The following is a 19795-nucleotide window of genomic DNA, read 5'->3' as shown; positions in this document are numbered from 1 at the left end:
GCGTCGGGCGTCCTGATCAACGGGAGCGACGTCGAAACGGGGCGCAGAGTTTGAGGCATAAAATACGGCTTTCGCCCTACGCCGCTCCCAACAGGAGAACCCCCCATGAACGCCCGTGTACCCGACGACGCCCTGCCGCCCACCCTGGATCCGAAAGCCTTGCAGGCCTTCGTCGATGACAAGTGGGATACGGAAATCATCCCCGCGCTCACCGATTACATCGCCATCCCGGCCAAGAGCCCGGCCTTTGATGCCGACTGGGAAAAAAACGCCTATATCGAGCGTGTGGTGCGCGACGCCGCGCAATGGGTGGAGGCGCAGAAGGTTGCCGGCATGACGCTGGAGGTGGTGCGCCTGCCGGGCCGCACGCCGGTCATTTTTTTCGACGTGCCGGCCACGCGCAAGGACAACGGCGATACGGTGCTGCTCTACGGCCACCTGGACAAGCAGCCGGAGTTCTCGGGCTGGCGCTCGGACCTGGGCCCCTGGACGCCCAAGTATGAAAACGGCAAGCTCTACGGCCGGGGCGGCGCCGACGACGGCTACGCCATCTATGCGTCGCTGACCGCCATCATGGCGCTGGACAAGCAGGGCGTGCCGCGTCCGCGTTGCGTGGGCATCGTCGAGACCTGTGAAGAATCGGGCAGCTACGATCTGCTGCCCTATGTGGATGCCTTGCGCGACCGCCTGGGCAATGTGGCCCTGGTGGTCTGCCTGGATTCGGGCGCGGGCAATTATGACCAGCTGTGGATGACGACCTCGCTGCGCGGCATGGTGGCCGGCACGCTGGAAGTGCAGGTGCTCGACGAAGGCGTGCACTCGGGCGACTCCAGCGGCGTGGTGCCTTCCAGCTTCCGCATCCTGCGCCATCTGCTCGACCGCCTGGAGGACAGCGGCACGGGCCGCCTGCTGCCGCAAAGCCTGCATTGCGAAATCCCCGCCGACCGCGTTGAACAGGTCAAGGCCACGGCCCAGATCCTGGGCGATGAGGTGTGGCGCCGCTTTCCCTGGAGCTGCGGCGCCGAGGCCGGCTTCGTGCTGCCCATGACCACCGATCCCGAACAGGCCCTGCTCAACCGCACCTGGCGCCCGACGCTGTCGGTGACCGGCGCCGAGGGCTTGCCTCCCCTGTCCAGCGCGGGCAATGTGCTGCGCCCGCGCACGGCGTTCAAGCTGTCGCTGCGCCTGCCGCCGCTGATCGACGCGGTGGCCGCCTCGCAGGAGATCAAGGCGCTCTTGGAGGCCGACTCGCCCTATAACGCCAAGGTCATTTTCCATGCCAACGAGGGCGCGGCCACCGGCTGGAACGCGCCGTCCACGGCGGACTGGCTGTCCAAGGCGCTGGACGCCGCTTCGCAGGACTACTATGGCGCGCCCTGCGGCTATATCGGCCAGGGCGGCACCATCCCGCTCATGAGCATGCTGCAAAAAGGCTTCCCCAAGGCGCAGTTCATGGTCTGCGGCGTGCTGGGTCCCAAGTCCAATGCGCACGGCCCGAACGAGTTCCTGCATGTGCCTTACGGCAAGAAACTGACCGCCGCCGTGGCCCAGACCATGGCCGCCATGCCCCTGGCCTGAGGTTCGCATGATTCTGCAATCTTCCGCCGCCCAGGCCGTCGCCGACGAGGTCCGCCGCTGGGTGGACCGCGCGGTCATCGGGCTGAACCTCTGTCCTTTCGCCAAGGCCGTGCAGATCAAGGGCCAGGTGCGTTATGCCGTGAGCGACGCCACCGACGCCGAAGGCGTGCTGCAAGACCTCGAAGCCGAGCTCATGCTGCTGTCCGAAGCCGACCCCGAGGCCGTCGACACGACGCTGCTCATCCTGCCCGAGGCCTTGCCGGACTTCTATGATTTCAATGATTTCGAAGCGCTGTCGGAGCGGCTGCTAAAGCGCATGCGGCTGGTGGGCGAGCTGCAGGTCGCCACTTTCCATCCGCGGTTCCAGTTTGCCGAGACCGAGCCGGACGACATCGAAAACTACACCAATCGTTCGCCTTATCCCATCCTGCATCTGCTGCGCGAAGACAGCATAGACCGCGCGGTCGAGGCCTTTCCGGACGCGGCCGAGATCTACGAGAAGAACATCGCGACCCTGCGCGAGCTGGGCCACGAGGGATGGCAGCGCCTGATGGACGAGACGCCCGGCAAGGACGGGCGCTGACACGGCCCGTCAGGGCGCCAGAATGGCCGCGCGCTGGTCGCCGCGGCGCTTGATGAGGGCCTGGTACTGGCCCAGCCTTTGCTCGCGCGCGGCCGCCATGTCCGCGCGGCAGGACGTCAGCGCGATCTCGCCCCAGGTCAGGCGCCAGGCGTCGTTGTCGCGGCCGGCCATGTCGGCATAGACGGCGCAATCGGCCTCGGCGAAGGTCTGCCATTTGGCCTGGTCGCCGGCAAGGCTGTCGGCCTCGTCGTCGGCCAGCGTCTCGCGCAAGGCTTCGTAGCGCGCCTGCAGGGCGGCCTGGCGTTCGGCCAGCGCGGTCTGGGCGCAGACCAGGGCCTGGTAGCTTGCCTCCGACAGCGGCGCGGCGCAATCATGGGCCCGCGCGGGCAGGCTCGTCAGGGAGAGGGCGGCAGCGGCCAGCGGCGCGGCGGCGCGCAGAAACATCGTCATGGGTGGGATCAGAGGTCGGCGGGGACGGTGAAGCGCTCGCGCAATTGCGGCAGGCCCACGCGGTCGAGGATCTCATTGAGGCGCTGGGCGGCCTTGCGGCGGGGCCGATCGGCCTTGCGCTGCGCGATGATGAGCTCGTTTTTCATGGAGTGCTCCCAGCCTACCAGCTCGGTCACGCTGACCTGGTAGCCGTGGGCCTCCAGCTGCAGGCAGCGCAGCACATTGGTGAGCTGGCTGCCGAATTCGCGGGTGTGCAGGGGATGGCGCCAGAGCTCGGCCATGGGGTCGCCCAGGGCCGCCGCCTTGTGCTGGCGCAGGGCCGAGGCCACCTCGGCCTGGCAACAGGGCACCAGCACGATGTGGTCGGCGCGCTTGACCAGGGCGAAGCGGATGGCATCGTCGGTCGCGGTATCGCAGGCGTGCAGCGCGGTGACCACATCGATGGTCTCGGGCAAAAGCGGCGAGACGATGGACTCGGCCACCGACAGGTTGAGGAAGGACATGCCCGTGAAGCCGGCGCGGCGCGCCAGGTCCTGCGAGCTTTGCACCAGGGCCTCGCGCGTCTCGATGCCGTAGATGTGCGAGTCGTCGGCCAGCTGCTTGAAATACAGGTCGTAGAGGATGAAGCCCAGATAGGACTTGCCCGCGCCGTGATCGGCCAGGGTGACGCGGCCGCGACGCGACTTCACCTCGGCCAGCAAGGGCTCGATGAACTGGAACAGATGGTAGACCTGCTTGAGCTTGCGCCGGCTGTCCTGGTTCATCTTGCCGTCGCGGGTCAGGATGTGCAGGGCCTTGAGCAGTTCGACCGACTGGTCGGGGCGGATATCGTAAGTCTTGGACATCGGTGCAACAGGGGGCGGGGCCGCCAAAACCGCAGTTTACCGAAAACCGGGCAAGCCACGGGCCTGCCCGGGCCCTGGTCGGGCGTCGGCCGATATCAAGCCGGCGGAAACACCGGTTCGCCCAGGTTGAGCATCAGGCGGTTGGCCCAGGCGAAGATGGCGTCGGCGTGGATCAGGTCCAGGATCTCGCCTTCGGACAGGCCGACATCCTTGAGCGCCTGGATATCGGCCGCGTCCAGGGCGGCGGGATGCTCGGTGATCTTGACCGAGAAGGCGGCGATGGCCCGCTCGCGTTCGCTGGTGCCGGCGCTGCGCGGGTCCTCGAAAACCTCGGCGATCACATCATTGCGCTTGGCCAGCTGCTCGAAGCGTTGCGCATGGACGGAGGCGCAGTACACGCAGCCATTGATGCGCGAGACCACGGTGGCGCCCAATTCGCGCTCGGCGCGCGACAGCCCGCCGGGAGCGTACATGATGGCGTTGAAGGCCGTGGAGCGCTGGCGCAGGATCTCCGGCTGGTGGATAAGAAAGAGGTAGTAGTCGGAGGTCTTGGCCTTGGGATGGCTTTCCTCCAGCACCGCGATCTGCTCGGGCGTGGCCTGCTCGACTTTCACCGTGTCCAGCCAGGCTTTCCATTCCAGGCTCTCATTGGTGAAGCCATGGGCTTTGATGGGCGTCGTCATGCGGCTTGCTCCAGCGATTTCATGGCCTTCAGGCCGGCCACCAGGCGCACCTGGTACGACAGAAAGGCGATCAATTGGGATAGCGCGACCACGGCGGGCGTGGACAGGCCGGCGGCCGGCAGCGTCTTGAGCGCGGCCTCATCGCCTTCGACCGGTTTTTCGATCAGCTTGCGCGTGAATTCGAGGATGGTGGCCAGGCGCGGCGTGCCGGCTGGCCGGCCATCGCGCACGGCGTCCAGCACGGCGGCGTCGGCGCCCTCGGCCTGGAGGCGTTCCAGATAATAGGCGGCCAGCTCGGGCGCCGGCGTCAGGCGGCAGGCATACACCGCCACGGCCAGGCGCTCGACCAGGGGCAGGCCGGGCAGGGCGGGATCGAACAGGGCCTGCAGGCTGCCCTGGGTGGCGGCCACGACTTTCTCGCGCTGGTGGCGCACGGCGTGCAGGGCGTCGCCGTCGGCCAGGCCGACCAATTGGTCTATCAGGTCTTGCGTAGGCATCAGGCATCTCCTTGGGCGCGCGCGGCCACGGCATCATGCAGGAATTGAAGCACCCCCGCCCAGGAGGCCTCGTCGGCCCGGGCGTTGTCGCGGGGATTGCCGCCGCTGGTGCTGATCATGCCCGAGACGGGATGGGCATAGACCATCTGCGTGGTCGGCACATAGGGGAAGACAATGAGGTGACCGCCGTCCTGGAAGTCCAGCCAGCGCACCTCGTGGGGGTGGCCGACTTCGGCCAGCTTGTCGCGCACCATGCCCGAGTACAGCGAAGACGGCCAGGAGCCGTCATCGGTGGCCGACAGCAGCATGACCGGGCCCTGGATGCGCTCGACCGGGATGCGGGCGCGAGCGACGGCCTCGGGGTCCTGCAAGGCGGTGAGGATGGCGCGTTCGTGGCGATGCGGCGCGGGGCCTTCGTCAAACGGCTTCCAGCTGGCCGTGCGGTTGTTTTCCCAGACATGGGGCAGGGGCTTGCCGCCCAATAGCCAGGTCGGGCCTTCGCGGCCGATCTTGGGGTCGGCGGCATTCTGCCCGCTGTGCACCACGGCGCCGGGCACATAGGCCACCACGGCCGAGACTTCCTCGGGGAAGGTCGCGCCCAGCAGGAGCACCAGTTCGCCGCCGCGCGACTGGCCGCTGATGGCGACGAAGCCGTGCGCCGGCCTGACTTCGCGGCGCAGCCATTGCAGGCCGCGCTGGAAGTACTCCAGCGGCGTGTTGGAGATGTAGTCGGACAACCCGGGCGCCTTGAAATACCCCAGCGCGAAGGCGGCGTAGCCATGCGAGGCATAGAGGGCGGCGCGCGGTTCGTTGATGCCGCCGCCCGAGCCGTTCAGGATCATCACGGCCGGATGCGGGCCGGGACCGGCGGGCAGGTAGAGCGTGCCCACCAGGCCGTCCTCACGGACTTCGCGGCGGGTCACGCCGGGGCCGGCCAGGCGCTGCACGAAGCGGCCCGAAGCGCGGGCGGCCTCGCTGACGGCCTCGACCTCGGTGCTCAGGGCTTCGGTGACGGGCTGGTTGAAGGTCTCGCGGCGGCCGGCCACATCCGGCACTTGCGACCAGATCAAGCCCATGGGCGAGAGGCCTTCATAGCTGCCGCCCGTGGCGGCGTCGCGGGCCGGATCCACCGTGCCCTGGGCGTCGGCCACGAAGCGCGCCTCGGCGCGCCAGGTCACGCCGGCGCGCGCGGTCGCCGTCGACAGCCGGACTTCGGCGCCGGGCCGGGCGCCGCGCACCACGATGCGCCGCGGCACATCGATGAGCGCGTCGGCCGGCTCGATGGTGAGGGTGAGCGCGGACATTACTTGGCGTCCTTGCTGACCATCTGCGCGGCGGTGCGGTCGCTGGTCATGGGTTCGACCTTCAGGCCCTTGCGCGCGGCCCAGATGTTCTTGTAGTGATAGAGCGGGATGATGCCCACGTCGTCGCTGACGATCCTGGCCGAGTCGCGCAGGATGGCTTCACGCTTGGCCACGTCGAACTCCGAGGTCGAGGCGTCCAGGGCCGCGTCCACCTTGGGGTTGCTGTAATGGCCCCAGTTGGAGGCGCCCAGGCCTTTTTGCGGCGACACGGTGGCCAGGATATTGACCAGGGCATAGCTGGCTTCGCCCGTGCCATTGCCCCAGGCCAGCATGCTCACCGCATACTCGTTCTTGTTGGCGCGGCCCGAGTACACCGCCCATGGCACGACCTCGACCTGGGTCTTGATGCCGATGCGCGTCCAGAACTGGGCCACCGCCTGGGCCGTTTCCGGGCCTTGCGGGTAGCGGTCATTGGGCACGTGCATGGTCAGCTTGAAGCCCTCCGGAAAACCGGCTTCGGCCAGCAGTTTCTTGGCCTGGGCCGCATCGTAGGGGATATTCTTGATCTCGGGGTTGTAGCCGAAGGTGCCCTTGGGCATCCACTGATTGGCCTCGGTGGCCGCGTCCTGCAGGATGCGGTCGGTGATGGCCTGGCGGTTGATCGCCAGGTTCATGGCCCGGCGCACGCGCACGTCCAGCAGCGGGTTCTTGTCCAGCGGCTTGCCGGCGTTGTCCGCGATGAAGGGATTGGGCGCGGGATTGAAATTGGGCTGCAGCAGCATGACGCGCAGGCCGTCATACGGGAAGACGGAGATATTGGGCGCTTTCTTGAGCTTGTCCAGATCCGACACCGAGACCTTGTCGATCACGTCCACATCGCCGGCCAACAGCGCCGCGGTGCGCGCGGCCGCGTTGTTGATGTAGCGGTAATTGACCTTGTCCCAGATCTGCTTGCCGCCCCAATAGGCGTCATTGCGCGTCATGACCACGCGGTCGCCCGGCGTATACGAGACGAATTTGTAGGGGCCGGTGCCGACCATGGCCTTGCCCGAGTTGTAGTCTTCGGTGGTCGATTTCTCGCCCACGTGCTTGCTCACCACGTGCACCGAGGCGAGATTCAGGGGCAGGTCGGGATTGGGCGCCTTGGTCTTGACCACGAAGGTCAGCGGATCCGGCGCGCTCATGGATTCGATGGTGCGCAGGTAGCCGGCGTAGGTGGCCACGCTGCCCGGCACGGCGCGCGCGCGGGTGTAGGAGTAGATCAGGTCGTCGGCCGTGAAGGGCGTGCCGTCCTGCCATTTGACGCCGGGGCGCAGCTTGAACTCCCAGGTGGTGTTGTCCAGCGGCTTCCAGGACAGCGCCAGGCCGGGCTGCAGCTTGTTCCACTTGTTTTCGACCAGCAGGTCCCAGAAATGCAGGGCCACCGAACGGTCGCCGGCGTGGTTGTTGAGCTGCGGATCCAGCGAGGACAGCGGATCGGCGAAACCGATGGACAGCGTCTCGGCCGAGACGGGGGCGGCGGCGCCCACGAGGGCGGCGGCAAGGGTGGTGAGGAGCAGTCGTTTCATGGTGCGAAGTCCTGATGAGGTCGTTGAAGGCTAGCTGCCGTCGTTCAGGTGACAGGCGCTCAGGTGGTTGATGGCGATGCCCTTCAGGCGAGGCGCTTCGGTCTTGCAGCGCGGCATGGCATGCGGGCAGCGGGGATGGAAATGACAGCCGGAGGGCGGCGCCAAGGGGCTGGGAATCTCGCCCTTGATGGCGGTGAAGGTCTTGTGGCGCGCGTCCAGGCGCGGGATTTCGGCCAGCAGCGCCTGCGTATAGGGATGGTTGGCGCGGCGGAACACCTCCTCCACGGGCGCGGACTCGACCACCCGGCCCAGGTACATGATGATGACGCGGTCCGAAACGTGCTCGACCACGCCCAGGTCATGGCTGATGAAGAGATAGGTCAGCTTGAGTTCGGCGCGCAGATCCATGAAGAGATTGAGGATCTGGGCCTGGATGGAGACATCCAGGGCCGCCACCGCTTCGTCGCAGACCAGCATGTCGGGCCGCACGGCCAGGGCGCGCGCGATGCCGATGCGCTGGCGCTGCCCGCCCGAGAACTGGTGCGGATAACGCTGGCGCAGGGCCGGATCCAGGCCGGCGCGCCGCAGCTGCTCGCTCACATAGTCATCAAAGCCGGCGCGGTCCACCAGGCCGTGGATGCGGGCGGCCTCGCCCACGATCTCATCGACGCGCAGACGCGGATTGAGGCTGGCGTAGGGGTCCTGGAAGATCATCTGCACCTTGAGGCGGGCGCGATGCGCCTGCTCCGGGCTCATTTCCGAAGCCAGGCGGCCATTGACGCGCACCTCGCCCTCGGTGGGCGGCATGAGGCCGGCGGCAATGCGGCCCAGGGTGGACTTGCCGCAGCCGGATTCGCCCACCAGGCCCACGACTTCGCCGGGGCGCACGAGCAGGTCCACGTCGTCGACGGCGCGGGTGACGGCCGGCGGCTTGGCCAGGCCCAGGGACCGCAGGGCGCGCGAGACGGCGGTGTCGGGGCGCTCGCCAAAGCGCTTGCTGACGCCGCGCAGATTGATCAGCGGGGGATGCTGCGAGGCGCTCATGCCGCCACCTCCAGCGCCGGGTGAAAGCAGCGCACCAGGTGTTGCGGCCGGGGCGAGGACAGCGGCGGCCGCTGGCTACAGGCGCCCGAGGCGCGCGGGCAGCGCGCGGCGAAGGCGCAGCCTTGGGGCAGGGCGAGCAGGTTGGGAGTCATGCCGGGAATCTGGCGCAGCCGCTGGCCGCGCACATTGTTGCTGGGCAGGCTGCCGATCAGGCCCGCCGTATAGGGGTGCATGGGCGCATCGAGCACCGCGTCCACCGGACCATGCTCGACGATGCGGCCGGCGTACATCACGGCCACCTCGTCGGCCAGGCCGGCCACCACCGATAGATCGTGGGTGATCCAGATCAGGCTGGTGCCGTGCTGGCGCGCGAGTTTCTGCACCTCGGAGAGGATCTGGGCCTGGATGGTGACGTCCAGCGCCGTGGTCGGCTCGTCGGCGATGATGAGGTCGGGCCGGTGCAGCATGGCGATGGCGATGGCCACGCGCTGGCGCATGCCGCCCGAGAGCTGGTGCGGATAGGCCAGCAGCCTTTCTTCGGGGCTGGGGATGCCCATCATGCCCAGGGTCTCGCGGGCGCGCTCGCGCGCCTGGGCATGGCTGACGCGGCTGTGGGCGCGCACGGCCTCTATCATCTGCGCATCGACGCGCAGCACCGGATTGAGCGTCATCATCGGATCCTGGAAGATCATGGCGATCCGATTGCCCTGCAGCTGGCGCAGCTCGCGCGGGCGCATCCGGGTGAGCTCGCGGCCCTGGAAGAGGATGCTGCCGTCGACCACGCGGCCGGGCGGGTCCACCAGGCCCATGATGGAAAAGCCGGTGACCGATTTGCCGGAGCCGGACTCGCCCACCAGGCCGAGTATCTTGCCGCGCTCCAGCCGGAAAGACACATCGTCCACGGCGGGCAGGATGCCGGCGCGGGTCTGGAACTGGGTGCGCAGATTGCGCACCTCCAGCGTGACCGGCGCCTGGGATGGCGTGGCGCGGGTCATCGGTGCGTCCTCGGGTTGAGCACATCGCGCAGGCGGTCGCCCACCAGGTTGATGGCCACGATGGTGACCAGCAGCGCGATGCCGGGATAGAAACTGATCCAGTACTGGCCCGACAGCATGGTCTGGTAGCCATTGGCGATCAACAGCCCCAGCGACGGTTCGGTGACCGGCACGCCCAGGCCCAGGAAGCTCAAGGTGGCCTCCAGCGTGATGGCGCGCGCGATCTGCAGCGTACCGATCACGATGAGCGGCGGCAGGCAGTTGGGCAGGATGTGGCGCAGCATGATGCGCCAATTGGGGATGTCCAGGCAGCGGGCGGCCTCGACATATTCGCGCCGCCGTTCGACCAGGGCCTGGCCGCGCGCGGTGCGGGCGTAATAAGCCCACTCCAGGATCACCAGGGTCAGCACCACATTGCCCACGCCCTTGCCGAGGTAGGCGAGGATCATCATCGCCACCAGGATGGACGGGAAGGACAGGATGAGATCGACCAGCCGCATGATGAGGGTGTCGGTCTTGCCGCCGGCGTAGGCGGCCAGCAGGCCCAGCAGCGTGCCGATCATCGCGGCGATGAGGGCCGAACCCACGCCCACCATGAGGCTGATGCGCAGGCCATACAGGATGCCGGAGTACAGGTCGCGGCCCTGGCCGTCGGTGCCCAGCCAATAGGTGTAGCTGCCCATGCCGTTGGGCGAGCCGGGCGGCAGGCGCGCGTCCAGCACGTCCAGCTGCAGCAGGTCGTAAGGGTTTTGCGGCGTGATCCAGGGCGCCAGCGCCGCGGCCAGGATGAGCAGCACCGTCGCCGCCAGTCCCAGCACCGCCGTCTTGGAGGCGAAGAATTCGGCCGCATGGCGGCGCCAGGGAGATTCGCGCTTGAGCTCGGGGGCGAGCGTCTGGCTCATTGCGCGCCCTCCAGCCTGACCCGCGGGTCCAGCACTTTGTACAGAATGTCCACGATGAGATTGAGCAGCACGAAGAGGCACACCACCACCACGAGGTAGGCGACGATGACGGGGCGGTCCAGCGCGTTGATGCTGTCCAGGATGAGCTTGCCGGCGCCCGGCCAGGAGAAGATGCTCTCGGTGACGACCGCGAAGGCGATGGTCGAACCCAGCTCCAGGCCCAGCACCGTGACCAGCGGGATCATGGTGTTGCGCAGGATGTGCACGAGGACCACGCGCATCGGCGACAAACCCTTGGCGCGCGCGAATTTGACGAAGTCCTGCGGCATGACTTCGCGCACGCCCGCCCGGGTCAGGCGGATCACCAGCGAGATCTTGAACAGCGACAGATTCAGGGCCGGCAGGATGAGGTGGCGCAGGCCGTCGGCCGTCAGCCAGGACCATTGCATGCCCAGCAGCGGCACGGTCTGGCCGCGGCCGCTGGCCGGCAGCCAGCCCAGCGACACGCTGAAGGCCATGATGAGCATCAGGCCCACCCAGAAGGTCGGCAGCGAAAAGCCCACGATGCTGCCCGTCATGATGGCCTTGGACAGCGGATGCTCGGGAAACAGGCCGGCGAACAGCCCCAGCGGCACGCCCAGCGCCACGGCCAGCAGCAAGGCGGCGATGGCCAGCTCCAGGGTGGCCGGCAGGCGTTGCAGGATGAGTTCCACGGCCGGGATGTTGTAGACAAAGCTGTTGCCCAGGTTGCCGTGCAGCGCGCCGTTCAGAAAGCCCAGGTACTGGCGCCACAGGGGCTGGTCCAGGCCAAGTTCGGCGATGATGCGGGCGCGGTCCACCTGGTCGACGTCCTGGCCGATCAGGATGTCCACCGGATTGCCGATGGCGTGCAGGCCGATGAAGACGATGAGCGTCATCAGCAGCACCACGACCACCGCCTGGGCCAGGCGGCGCAAGAGCCAGAACATCATGGGCGGGCTCCCGGCGGCGGGGCCACGGTCCATTCGTCGCCGAAGACCTCGGGTTCGGCATAGGCCTGCATATTGGCGAAATGCGCTTCCACATCCTCGGCATAGAACTGGCCGGCGATGCCCTGGGCCAGGCGGCGCGCGCCGTCGCTGACCGCCGGAATGTCGCCGGACACGCTGCCGTGCGACAGGGCCGCCGGGTAGCAGAAGCAGTGCACGCGGGCCAGACCCGGACAGGCTCCGGGCGTTTTTTCCTGGAACTCGAAGACCGGGCCCAGGTCGGGCGAGTCGTGCAGCTCCTGGTCTTCTTCGCCCGGCGCGGGCCGGTAGCGGTCGCCCCAGAGGCGGATATGCGGCGCGATGGCGGCGAACTCCGGACGGGCCTGCCAGTCCAGCTTGAAGCCGGTGGAGAAGATCACGAAATCCACGGCGAAAACGCCCTTGGGCGTGGCGAGGCGGATCTCGCGGCCGTCGGCCTGCACGTCCAGAATGGGGCAGCCCAGGTTGAAGCGCGCATTGGGGTGGCGCGAGACGCGCAGCGTGCTGCCGCGCGGCGGCGGCACCTGCTGGCTGTTGATGTAGTGGCGGAAGCGCCACTTCCAGTCCTCGGGCAGCGTCAGATGGCCATGGGTCAGGCCCGGGTTGCCGGCGCCCTTGCCCTTGTTCACGCGCGGAATATCGTCGCGGCGGATAAGCAGGTCCACGCTGGCCGCGCCGGCTTCGAGCGCGGTGGCCGCGCTGTCCATGGCCGAAGCGCCGGCGCCGATCACGGCCACGCGCTGGCCCGCCAGGCTGGCGTAGTCCATCTCATCGGAAGAGTGCGCCCAGCGCGCGCGCGGCAGGCGCTGCGCGAAAGCCGGCACCGAGGGGCCGCCCAGGCCGTCGCGGCCGGTGGCCAGCACCACATGGCGCGCCAGCACGGTCTGCGCGCCGGCCGGCGTCCGCACGGCCAGTTCGACCACGCCGTCGGCGCGCGGCAGCACGGCGGTCACATGATGATCGTTGCGCACATCGAGCGCCAGCACGCGGCGGTACCAGCGCAGATAGTCCATCCATTGCAGCCGCGGAATCTTGTCCAGGGCCTCCCAGGCCGTCAGGCCGAACTGGGCCTCGAACCAGGCGCGGAAGGTCAGCGCCGGCAAACCCAGCGCCGGACCCGTCAGCTGCTTGGGCGAGCGCAGGGTCTCCATGCGGGCGGTCGTGGCCCAGGGGCCTTCGAAGCCCTCGGGCGAGCGGTCCAGGCAGAAGGCGCGCACGCCCAGCTGCTTGAGCGCGGCACAGGCGGCCAGGCCGGCCATGCCGGCGCCGATGATGGCCACGTCCTGCAGGGGCTGGCCGCCGGCCTCGCGGGGCGGCACCCAGGGGCGGGCGGGCAGGTCCAGCCAGGCCAAGTCCTGGCGCAGGCGCGCCTCCAGCTCGGTCAGGCCCAGGGGAGGGTGGGCAAGAGGAAAACTCATATCGGGTCCGTCGAAAATTCGTCTTTGCCATGGATGCTGTGCAGCAGGCTGGCGTGCGCGCTGGCCTCATGGCGCATGAAGTCGGGCAGCAGCGCGGCGGCCGTCTCGGCCAGCACATCGGTCATGGCGGCCACGGCCGGGGCGATGGGCGTGGCCTGCGGGGTCACCACCCCGAAGAAAAAGGGGATGTCCTGGTCGATGGGACGTATGGCCACGCCTTGCACGGGCAGGCCCAGCGCCGACACGGGTTCCAGGATGGCCACGCCCAATCCGGCGCGCACGGCCGCCAGGGCGTTGAGCGAGGAATTGCTTTCAATCAGGCCGGGCGCGGCCTGCGCCAGCGCCTGGTCCAGGCGGCCGCGCAGCCGGTAGGGATTGGCCAGCGTGATGAAGCGCCGCCCGGCCAGCGCGGCCACCGGCACCGTGGCCAGGCGCGCCAGCGGGTCGGCCTCGGGCAGGGCCGCCACGCAATTGGCCTGGCCTATCCAGTGCACGTCCAGGCCGCGATGCTCCAGCGGCAGGCTGGTCAGGCCCAATTGCGCCGAGCTGGTCAGCACGGCATGCAGCACCTGCTCGGGCGAGACGCTGCGCACCTGCAGGGCGCGCACGCCATGGGCGGCTTCGGCGCGCGCGATGGCATGCGGCAGCAGCCCGGCCGCCAGGGCCGAGGTGGCCGCCAGCCGCATCGGCTGCTGCTTGCCCTCGGCGATCTCGCGCGCCCGCGCCCGGATATGGCGCAGGCTGGACAGGGCGTGGGCCACATCGTCGTACAGCAGAAAACCTTGCTCGGTGGGCGTGACGCGCGGTCCGCTGCGCAGAAACAGCGCATAGCCGATTTCCGCCTCCAGTTCCTGGATGGAACGGGTGATGGACGGCTGGGACCGGCCCAGCAGACGGCCGGCCGCGGTGACGCTGCCGCTGCTCATGACGGCGGCGAAGGCCTCGAGTTGGCGTAATTCCATGGGGTGCTTTTATGCTTTAAGTGAATTCTTGCGTGCCAAGTATGCGCACCACAAATACTTAAAGGGCATAAGCAAATACCCGGGTTCGCGTAAACCCGGGTATCCCAAGACCCGCGGCTATTCGGGACGGGCGTTAATGGCCGTCGAACAAGGCCAGGGCATAGGCCGGGACATCCTCCGGCCAATCCTGCATGCAAGCGGCCAGCGCCTGGCGGTCGTCGGCGTACAAAGCGCGCAGCGCTTCTTCATAGCGGGGCAGGTTGCCGGCGATGGCCTGCAGGAAGTGGTAGGCCGCATCCTGGCGCTCGCGCCGGTCGCTGGCGCCCTGGTCGCGCTTGCGCGCTTCTTCGACCAGCTTGCGCAGGGTGACCGAGGCGCCGCCGGGCTGGCGGGCGAGCCATTCCCAATGGCGCGGCAGCAAAGTCACCTCGCGCGCCACCACGCCCAGGCGCGGCCGCCCGCGGCCCCGGCCCAGCTCCGCGCCCTCCTGGGCGGGGTCGGCCAAGGCGGCGGGCGCCAGCGCGGGGGCGCCCGCCAGCAGCCGGGGATCCAGATCGGTCTGGCGCCCGCTGCGGTCATCAAAGACCAGGACCTGGCCCGCCGGGCGGTCGTGCAAGGCCAGCGCCACCTCGGCCAGCGAACCCTGCGCGACGCGGCGGATGCCATCGAAAGCCGTGAATTGCTGCGTCATGGATATACCCGGGTAAAAAAGGGAAAACCCAGTATGCGCAGCCCCCGTCGGGTCTGTCAATATAACCCGGGTATAAATGTGGCGGCCTTGCCACAAGCGCGTCTTGCGGGATCCGACGCATGGGTCTTGACGTCCGCGCCACATTCCGGGAAAAACCTAGGGCTAACACCTAGTCACCCGGGCTGATCGGCGTATAATCTTGCTTTGCGCCCGGAGTTCCCCATGCGTCTCGTCCAAAAAGCGCTCACCTTCGACGACGTGTTGTTGGTGCCTGCGTATTCCGAAGTGTTGCCGCGCGACACTTCGCTCAGCACTCGCCTCACCCGTAACATCACCCTCAATATTCCGCTCGTGTCCGCCGCCATGGACACCGTGACCGAGTCGCGCCTGGCCATCGCCATGGCGCAAGAGGGTGGGATCGGCATCATCCACAAGAATCTCAGCGCCGATGCGCAGGCCCGCGAGGTCGCCCGCGTCAAGCGGCACGAGTTCGGCATCGTGATCGACCCGGTCACCGTCACGCCCGACATGAAGGTGCGCGACGCCATCGCCCTGCAGCGCCAGCATGGCATCTCGGGCCTGCCCGTGGTCGAAGGCGGCAAGGTGGTCGGCATCGTCACCAACCGCGACCTGCGCTTCGAAGACCGCCTGGACCAGCCCCTGCGCAACGTCATGACCCCGCGCGATCGCCTGGTCACCATGCACGAAGGCGCCACCCTCGACGAAGCCCAGACCCTGATGCACAAGCATCGCCTGGAGCGCGTGCTCATCGTCAATGACGGTTTCGAGCTGCGCGGCCTGGCGACCGTCAAGGACATCGTCAAGAACACCGAACACCCCTACGCCTGCAAAGACGCCCAAGGCCAGCTGCGCGTGGGCGCGGCCGTCGGCGTGGGCGCCGGCACCGAAGAGCGCGTCGAAAAACTGGTGGCCGCCGGCGTCGACGTCATCATCGTCGACACCGCCCATGGCCACTCGGCCGGCGTGATCGAGCGCGTGCGCTGGGTCAAGCAGAACTTCCCCAAGGTCGAAGTCATCGGCGGCAACATCGCCACCGCGGCCGCCGCCCTGGCGCTGGTCGAAGCCGGCGCCGACGGCGTGAAGGTCGGCATCGGCCCGGGCTCCATCTGCACCACCCGCATCGTGGCCGGCGTGGGCGTGCCCCAGATCACCGCCATCTCCGATGTCGCCAAGGCGCTCGAAGGCACTGGCGTGCCGCTGATCGCCGACGGCGGCATCCGCTACTCGGGCGACGTCGCCAAGGCCCTGGCCGCCGGCGCCTTCTCCTGCATGATGGGCGGCATGTTCGCCGGCACCGAAGAAGCGCCCGGCGAAGTCGTGCTCTTCCAGGGCCGCTCGTACAAATCCTATCGCGGCATGGGCAGTCTGGGCGCGATGGCCGACGGCTCGGCCGACCGCTACTTCCAGGACCCGGCCAACAACGCCGACAAGCTCGTGCCCGAAGGCATCGAAGGCCGCGTTCCCTACAAGGGCAGCGTGCTCGCCATCATTTACCAACTGGTCGGCGGCATCCGCGCCTCCATGGGCTATTGCGGCTGCGCCACCATCGACGACATGCGCACCAAAACGCAATTCGTCGAAATCACCTCGGCGGGCGTGCGCGAATCGCACGTCCACGACGTCCAGATCACCAAGGAGGCGCCCAACTACCGCGCCGACTGATCCCCGGATCGTCAACCCCGCAATGCATCGCGCGCCGGCAGAACCCTAAACCGTTCTGGCCGGTGCGTTTTTATTTCCAACCGGCAGAGTCACCATGCATCAGCGCATCCTCATCCTTGACTACGGTTCGCAAGTCACCCAACTGATCGCCCGCCGCGTCCGCGAGGCCGGCGTCTACTCCGAAATCCATCCGGGCGACGTCGACGACGCCTTCGTGCGCGAACAGGCCGGCCAGGGCCTCAAAGGCATCATCCTTTCCGGCAGCCACGCCTCGGCCTACGAAGAAGGCTCCATGCGCGTGCCGGCCGCCGTCTTCGAACTGGGCCTGCCGGTGCTGGGCATCTGCTACGGCATGCAGGCCATGGCTCAACAGCTGGGCGGCAAGGTCAGCTTCAGCGACCACCGCGAATTCGGCTACGCCGAAGTCGCGGCCCAGGGCAACACCAAGCTGCTCGCCGGCCTGGCCGACTTCCAGGACGCCGCGGGCCAGGACATGTTCAAGGTCTGGATGAGCCACGGCGATAAAGTCACCGAACTGCCGCCGGGCTTCAGCCTCATGGCCTCCACGCCGTCCTGCCCCATCGCCGGCATGGCCGACGAAAGCCGGGGCTACTACGCCGTCCAGTTCCACCCCGAAGTCACCCATACCGTGCAAGGCAAGGCCATGATCTCGCGCTTCGTGCGCGAAATCTGCGGCTGTGAAGGCGACTGGAACATGCCCGACTACATCTCCGAAGCCGTCGCGCGCATCCGCGAACAGGTCGGCGGCGATGAAGTCATCCTTGGCCTGTCCGGCGGCGTCGACTCCTCCGTGGCCGCCGCCCTCATCCATCGCGCCATCGGCGACCAGCTCACCTGCGTCTTCGTCGACCACGGCCTGCTGCGCCTGAACGAAGGCCAGCAAGTCATGCAGACCTTCGCCGAAAACATGGGCGTGAAAATCATCCACGTCGATGCCACCGCGCAGTTCATGGGCAAACTGGCCGGCGTCGCCGACCCCGAAGCCAAGCGCAAGATCATCGGCCGCGAATTCGTCGAAGTCTTCCAGACCGAAGCCGGCAAGCTCAAGGGCGCCAAATGGCTGGCCCAGGGCACCATCTACCCCGACGTCATCGAATCCGCGGGCGCCAAGACCGGCAAAGCGGCCGCGATCAAATCGCACCACAACGTCGGCGGCCTGCCCGACACCCTCAACCTGCAGCTGCTCGAACCCCTGCGCGAACTCTTCAAGGACGAAGTCCGCGAACTGGGCGTCGCCCTCGGCCTGCCGCCGCAGATGGTCTACCGCCATCCCTTCCCCGGCCCCGGCCTGGGCGTGCGCATCCTCGGCGAAGTCAAGCACGAGTACGCCGAACTCCTGCGCCGCGCCGACGCCATCTTCATCGAAGAACTGCGCAACACCAAGGACCCCGCCAGCGACCTGAGCTGGTACGAACTGACCTCCCAGGCTTTCGCCGTCTTCCTGCCGGTGAAATCCGTGGGCGTCATGGGCGACGGCCGCACCTACGAATACGTCGTCGCCCTGCGCGCCGTCCAGACCTTCGACTTCATGACCGCCGACTGGGCCCCGCTGCCGCATCCGCTGCTGGCCCGCGTCTCCTCGCGCATCATCAACGAAGTGCGCGGCATCAACCGCGTGGTGTACGACGTCTCGAGCAAACCGCCGGCGACGATTGAGTGGGAGTGAATTGACGTCCTTCGGGGACTATCGCCAGCTATCGAAAAACTGCCGTAACGTGTTGATTTTCAAGTGGATACGTCGCGGCATCTATCGGTGACTATCGCCGGCCAGCAGAACAGGTTGACGGTGGAAGTGGCGGTAAGAACCGGAGGCCGGATTAAGACCCTCCCGTTCACTATTCGGACCAAAGCCGTCTTTGACGGTAAAAGTCTCCTCGGGAAAGCTTGTTTCATGCGGCTTTCCGAGCATCAGCAGGTCTCCTGGCCCCTGACGGTAAATGCCGTCACGAACAGGAGGAAATACCTCGATGCTTACCGACACCGCACTGCGCAACCTCAAGCCTAAGTCCAAGATTTATAAGGCTTCTGACCGCGATGGGATGTACGTGACGGTATCGCCTACCGGTACCGTCACCTTCCGCTACGATTACCGTCTCAACGGGCGCCGCGAGACGCTGACCATTGGCCGCTACGGTCCGGCGGGCATTTCGTTGGCATTGGCCCGCGAAAAGCTGATCGACGCCAAGAAGGCCGTCGCCCAGGGCAAGTCCCCCGCGCTGGAGAAGCAGCGCGAGAAGCGCCGGCTGACTGCCGCGAAGACCTTCGGCGACGTGACCGCGAAGTGGCTGGAAGGTGCCCGGATGGCCGATAGCACCAAGGCGATGCGCAAGCACATCGTCGATCGGGACATCTTGCCGATCTTCCAGAACCGACAACTCAATGAAATCACTGCCGATGACCTGCGCGCCCTTTGCAGCAAGGTGAAGGCACGTGGTGCGCCCGCCACTGCGGTGCATATCCGCGACATCGTGAAGCAGGTTTATGCCTTCGCCATCCTGCATGGCGAGAAGGTGGACAATCCCGCCGACGGCGTCGGCGCTACGTCGATCGCGACCTTCGTGCCGAAGGATCGCGCCTTGTCGCCGTTGGAGATCCGCCTGATGGCGCGACAGATGGAATCAGTGGCGACCTATCCGACAATCCGGCTGGCGTTGCGCATGATCCTGCTGACGCTGGTGCGTAAGAGCGAGTTGATCCAGGCCACTTGGGATGAAGTCGATTTCGAGAACGCGACCTGGACGATTCCAAAACAGCGGATGAAGGGGCGCAATCCGCACGTGGTCTATCTCTCCCGCCAGGCACTCGACATCTTCGTAGCGCTGCACACCTGCGCTGCCGGCTCCAAGTTCGTGCTGCCATCTCGCTATGACGCCGACCGCTGCATGTCGAACGCTACCTTGAATCGCGTCACGCAGATCGTCGCGGAACGTGCGAAGGCGGCCGGTTTGCCGCTGGAGCCTTTCACCGTCCACGACCTGCGCCGTACCGGCTCGACACTGCTCAACGAAATCGGTTTCAACCGCGATTGGATCGAGAAGTGCTTGGCACATGAAGAGGGGCGCTCCTCACGCTCAATCTACAACAAGGCCGAGTATGCCGAGCAGCGGCGCCACATGCTGCAGGAGTGGGCGAACATGGTTGATGCCTGGATCGACGGGCAGACCTACGTGCCGAAGCTGATGCCAGAAAACGTCGTCGTTCCTACGTTGAGCGCGACGGTCTGAAAGACCGGCAAGGTTGTCACTTGACAACCTTGCCGGTCATCCTCATACTGGAGATCACTGATGACCCGTTCCTCTCATCCGAAGCAAGAGGTCGAGGAAGCTCTCAGGCACGCCGAAGGACAGGGCTGGCGCGTCGAGGTCGGTGGGAGCCACGCTTGGGGGCGGATGTATTGCCCGTACAACGATGAGGAGTGTCGCTGCGGCGAGTTCTGTATCACGTCGATATGGAGTACGCCGAAGAACCCTGGCAACCACGCCCGCGCCTTGCGGCGAGTCGTGGACAACTGCACCACGCATCGCAAGCAGCGCATGGCTGAAGATGATGTCAAGGAGTAGCGCG

The 19795-nt window shown here is 67.1% G+C and carries 19 protein-coding genes; 6 read left to right on the top strand and 13 right to left on the bottom strand.

What is annotated here, in order from left to right:
* The first annotated feature begins 105 nt into the window (after positions 1-105).
* Together L540_RS01755 and L540_RS01750 are read left to right on the top strand one after the other, a co-directional pair.
* Positions 106-1578, top strand: coding sequence for a M20 family metallopeptidase (locus L540_RS01755; protein ID WP_043211387.1), 1473 nt, complete (start codon positions 106-108; stop codon positions 1576-1578).
* A 7-nt stretch (positions 1579-1585) separates the two neighbouring features.
* Positions 1586-2161, top strand: coding sequence for a DUF1415 domain-containing protein (locus tag L540_RS01750; RefSeq protein ID WP_043211384.1), 576 nt, complete (start codon positions 1586-1588; stop codon positions 2159-2161).
* Positions 2162-2170: 9 nt separating this feature from the next.
* On the opposite strand, the gene L540_RS21405 is transcribed toward L540_RS01750, so the two are convergent.
* The 13 genes from L540_RS21405 to L540_RS01685 all read right to left on the bottom strand — a co-directional run bounded on the left by L540_RS21405 (position 2171) and on the right by L540_RS01685 (position 14527).
* The gene (locus tag L540_RS21405) at positions 2171-2611 is read right to left on the bottom strand and encodes a lysozyme inhibitor LprI family protein (protein ID WP_231584726.1); all 441 of its coding nucleotides are present in this window, start codon (positions 2609-2611) and stop codon (positions 2171-2173) included.
* Positions 2612-2619: 8 nt separating this feature from the next.
* The gene (locus L540_RS01740; protein WP_043211382.1) at positions 2620-3456 is read right to left on the bottom strand and encodes a class I SAM-dependent methyltransferase; all 837 of its coding nucleotides are present in this window, start codon (positions 3454-3456) and stop codon (positions 2620-2622) included.
* Between the two features lie 95 nt (positions 3457-3551).
* Positions 3552-4139: a peroxidase-related enzyme gene (locus L540_RS01735; protein ID WP_043211380.1), complete on the bottom strand. Its 588-nt coding sequence runs from the start codon at positions 4137-4139 to the stop codon at positions 3552-3554.
* Positions 4136-4636, bottom strand: coding sequence for a CMD domain protein (locus L540_RS01730; RefSeq protein ID WP_043211379.1), 501 nt, complete (start codon positions 4634-4636; stop codon positions 4136-4138). The genes L540_RS01735 and L540_RS01730 overlap by 4 nt, the downstream gene beginning before the upstream one ends.
* A complete protein-coding gene (locus L540_RS01725) occupies positions 4636-5940 on the bottom strand; it encodes an acyl-CoA thioester hydrolase/BAAT C-terminal domain-containing protein (protein ID WP_043211377.1) in 1305 nt (434 codons plus the stop codon). Before L540_RS01725 ends, L540_RS01730 begins: the two co-directional genes overlap by 1 nt.
* Positions 5940-7508, bottom strand: a complete 1569-nt coding sequence (locus L540_RS01720; protein WP_043211375.1) for an ABC transporter substrate-binding protein — start codon at positions 7506-7508, stop codon at positions 5940-5942. The genes L540_RS01725 and L540_RS01720 overlap by 1 nt, the downstream gene beginning before the upstream one ends.
* A gap of 30 nt (positions 7509-7538) precedes the next feature.
* The gene (locus L540_RS01715) at positions 7539-8552 is read right to left on the bottom strand and encodes an ABC transporter ATP-binding protein (RefSeq protein ID WP_043211373.1); all 1014 of its coding nucleotides are present in this window, start codon (positions 8550-8552) and stop codon (positions 7539-7541) included.
* Complete coding sequence (locus L540_RS01710; RefSeq protein WP_043211371.1) at positions 8549-9547, bottom strand: ABC transporter ATP-binding protein; 999 nt, start codon at positions 9545-9547, stop codon at positions 8549-8551. Before L540_RS01710 ends, L540_RS01715 begins: the two co-directional genes overlap by 4 nt.
* Complete coding sequence (locus tag L540_RS01705) at positions 9544-10449, bottom strand: ABC transporter permease (protein ID WP_043211369.1); 906 nt, start codon at positions 10447-10449, stop codon at positions 9544-9546. The genes L540_RS01710 and L540_RS01705 overlap by 4 nt, the downstream gene beginning before the upstream one ends.
* Positions 10446-11420, bottom strand: coding sequence for an ABC transporter permease (locus L540_RS01700; protein WP_043211415.1), 975 nt, complete (start codon positions 11418-11420; stop codon positions 10446-10448). The genes L540_RS01705 and L540_RS01700 overlap by 4 nt, the downstream gene beginning before the upstream one ends.
* A complete protein-coding gene (locus tag L540_RS01695) occupies positions 11417-12874 on the bottom strand; it encodes an NAD(P)-binding domain-containing protein (RefSeq protein WP_043211366.1) in 1458 nt (485 codons plus the stop codon). Before L540_RS01695 ends, L540_RS01700 begins: the two co-directional genes overlap by 4 nt.
* A complete protein-coding gene (locus tag L540_RS01690) occupies positions 12871-13836 on the bottom strand; it encodes a LysR family transcriptional regulator (RefSeq protein WP_043211364.1) in 966 nt (321 codons plus the stop codon). The genes L540_RS01695 and L540_RS01690 overlap by 4 nt, the downstream gene beginning before the upstream one ends.
* A gap of 133 nt (positions 13837-13969) precedes the next feature.
* Positions 13970-14527, bottom strand: coding sequence for a DUF2239 family protein (locus L540_RS01685; protein ID WP_043211362.1), 558 nt, complete (start codon positions 14525-14527; stop codon positions 13970-13972).
* Positions 14528-14749: 222 nt separating this feature from the next.
* Here L540_RS01685 and guaB point away from each other — a divergent pair, with 222 nt between their 5' ends.
* From guaB to L540_RS01665, 4 genes are all read left to right on the top strand, one after another.
* Positions 14750-16210 carry an IMP dehydrogenase gene (guaB, locus tag L540_RS01680; protein WP_043211360.1) on the top strand — a complete coding sequence of 487 codons (1461 nt, stop codon included), beginning with the start codon at positions 14750-14752 and terminating at the stop codon, positions 16208-16210.
* A gap of 94 nt (positions 16211-16304) precedes the next feature.
* Positions 16305-17897: a glutamine-hydrolyzing GMP synthase gene (gene guaA / locus L540_RS01675; RefSeq protein WP_043211357.1), complete on the top strand. Its 1593-nt coding sequence runs from the start codon at positions 16305-16307 to the stop codon at positions 17895-17897.
* Between the two features lie 301 nt (positions 17898-18198).
* Positions 18199-19455, top strand: coding sequence for a tyrosine-type recombinase/integrase (locus tag L540_RS01670; RefSeq protein ID WP_043211355.1), 1257 nt, complete (start codon positions 18199-18201; stop codon positions 19453-19455).
* 60 nt (positions 19456-19515) lie between these two features.
* Positions 19516-19791, top strand: a complete 276-nt coding sequence (locus L540_RS01665) for a hypothetical protein (RefSeq protein WP_043211353.1) — start codon at positions 19516-19518, stop codon at positions 19789-19791.
* Positions 19792-19795 lie beyond the last annotated feature (4 nt).

Origin of the sequence: Bordetella pseudohinzii (assembly GCF_000657795.2) — a bacterium.
GTDB lineage: Bacteria > Pseudomonadota > Gammaproteobacteria > Burkholderiales > Burkholderiaceae_B > Bordetella > Bordetella pseudohinzii.
Note: the sequence above shows the minus strand (reverse complement) of the source record. Positions and strands in the feature narration are given on the sequence as shown.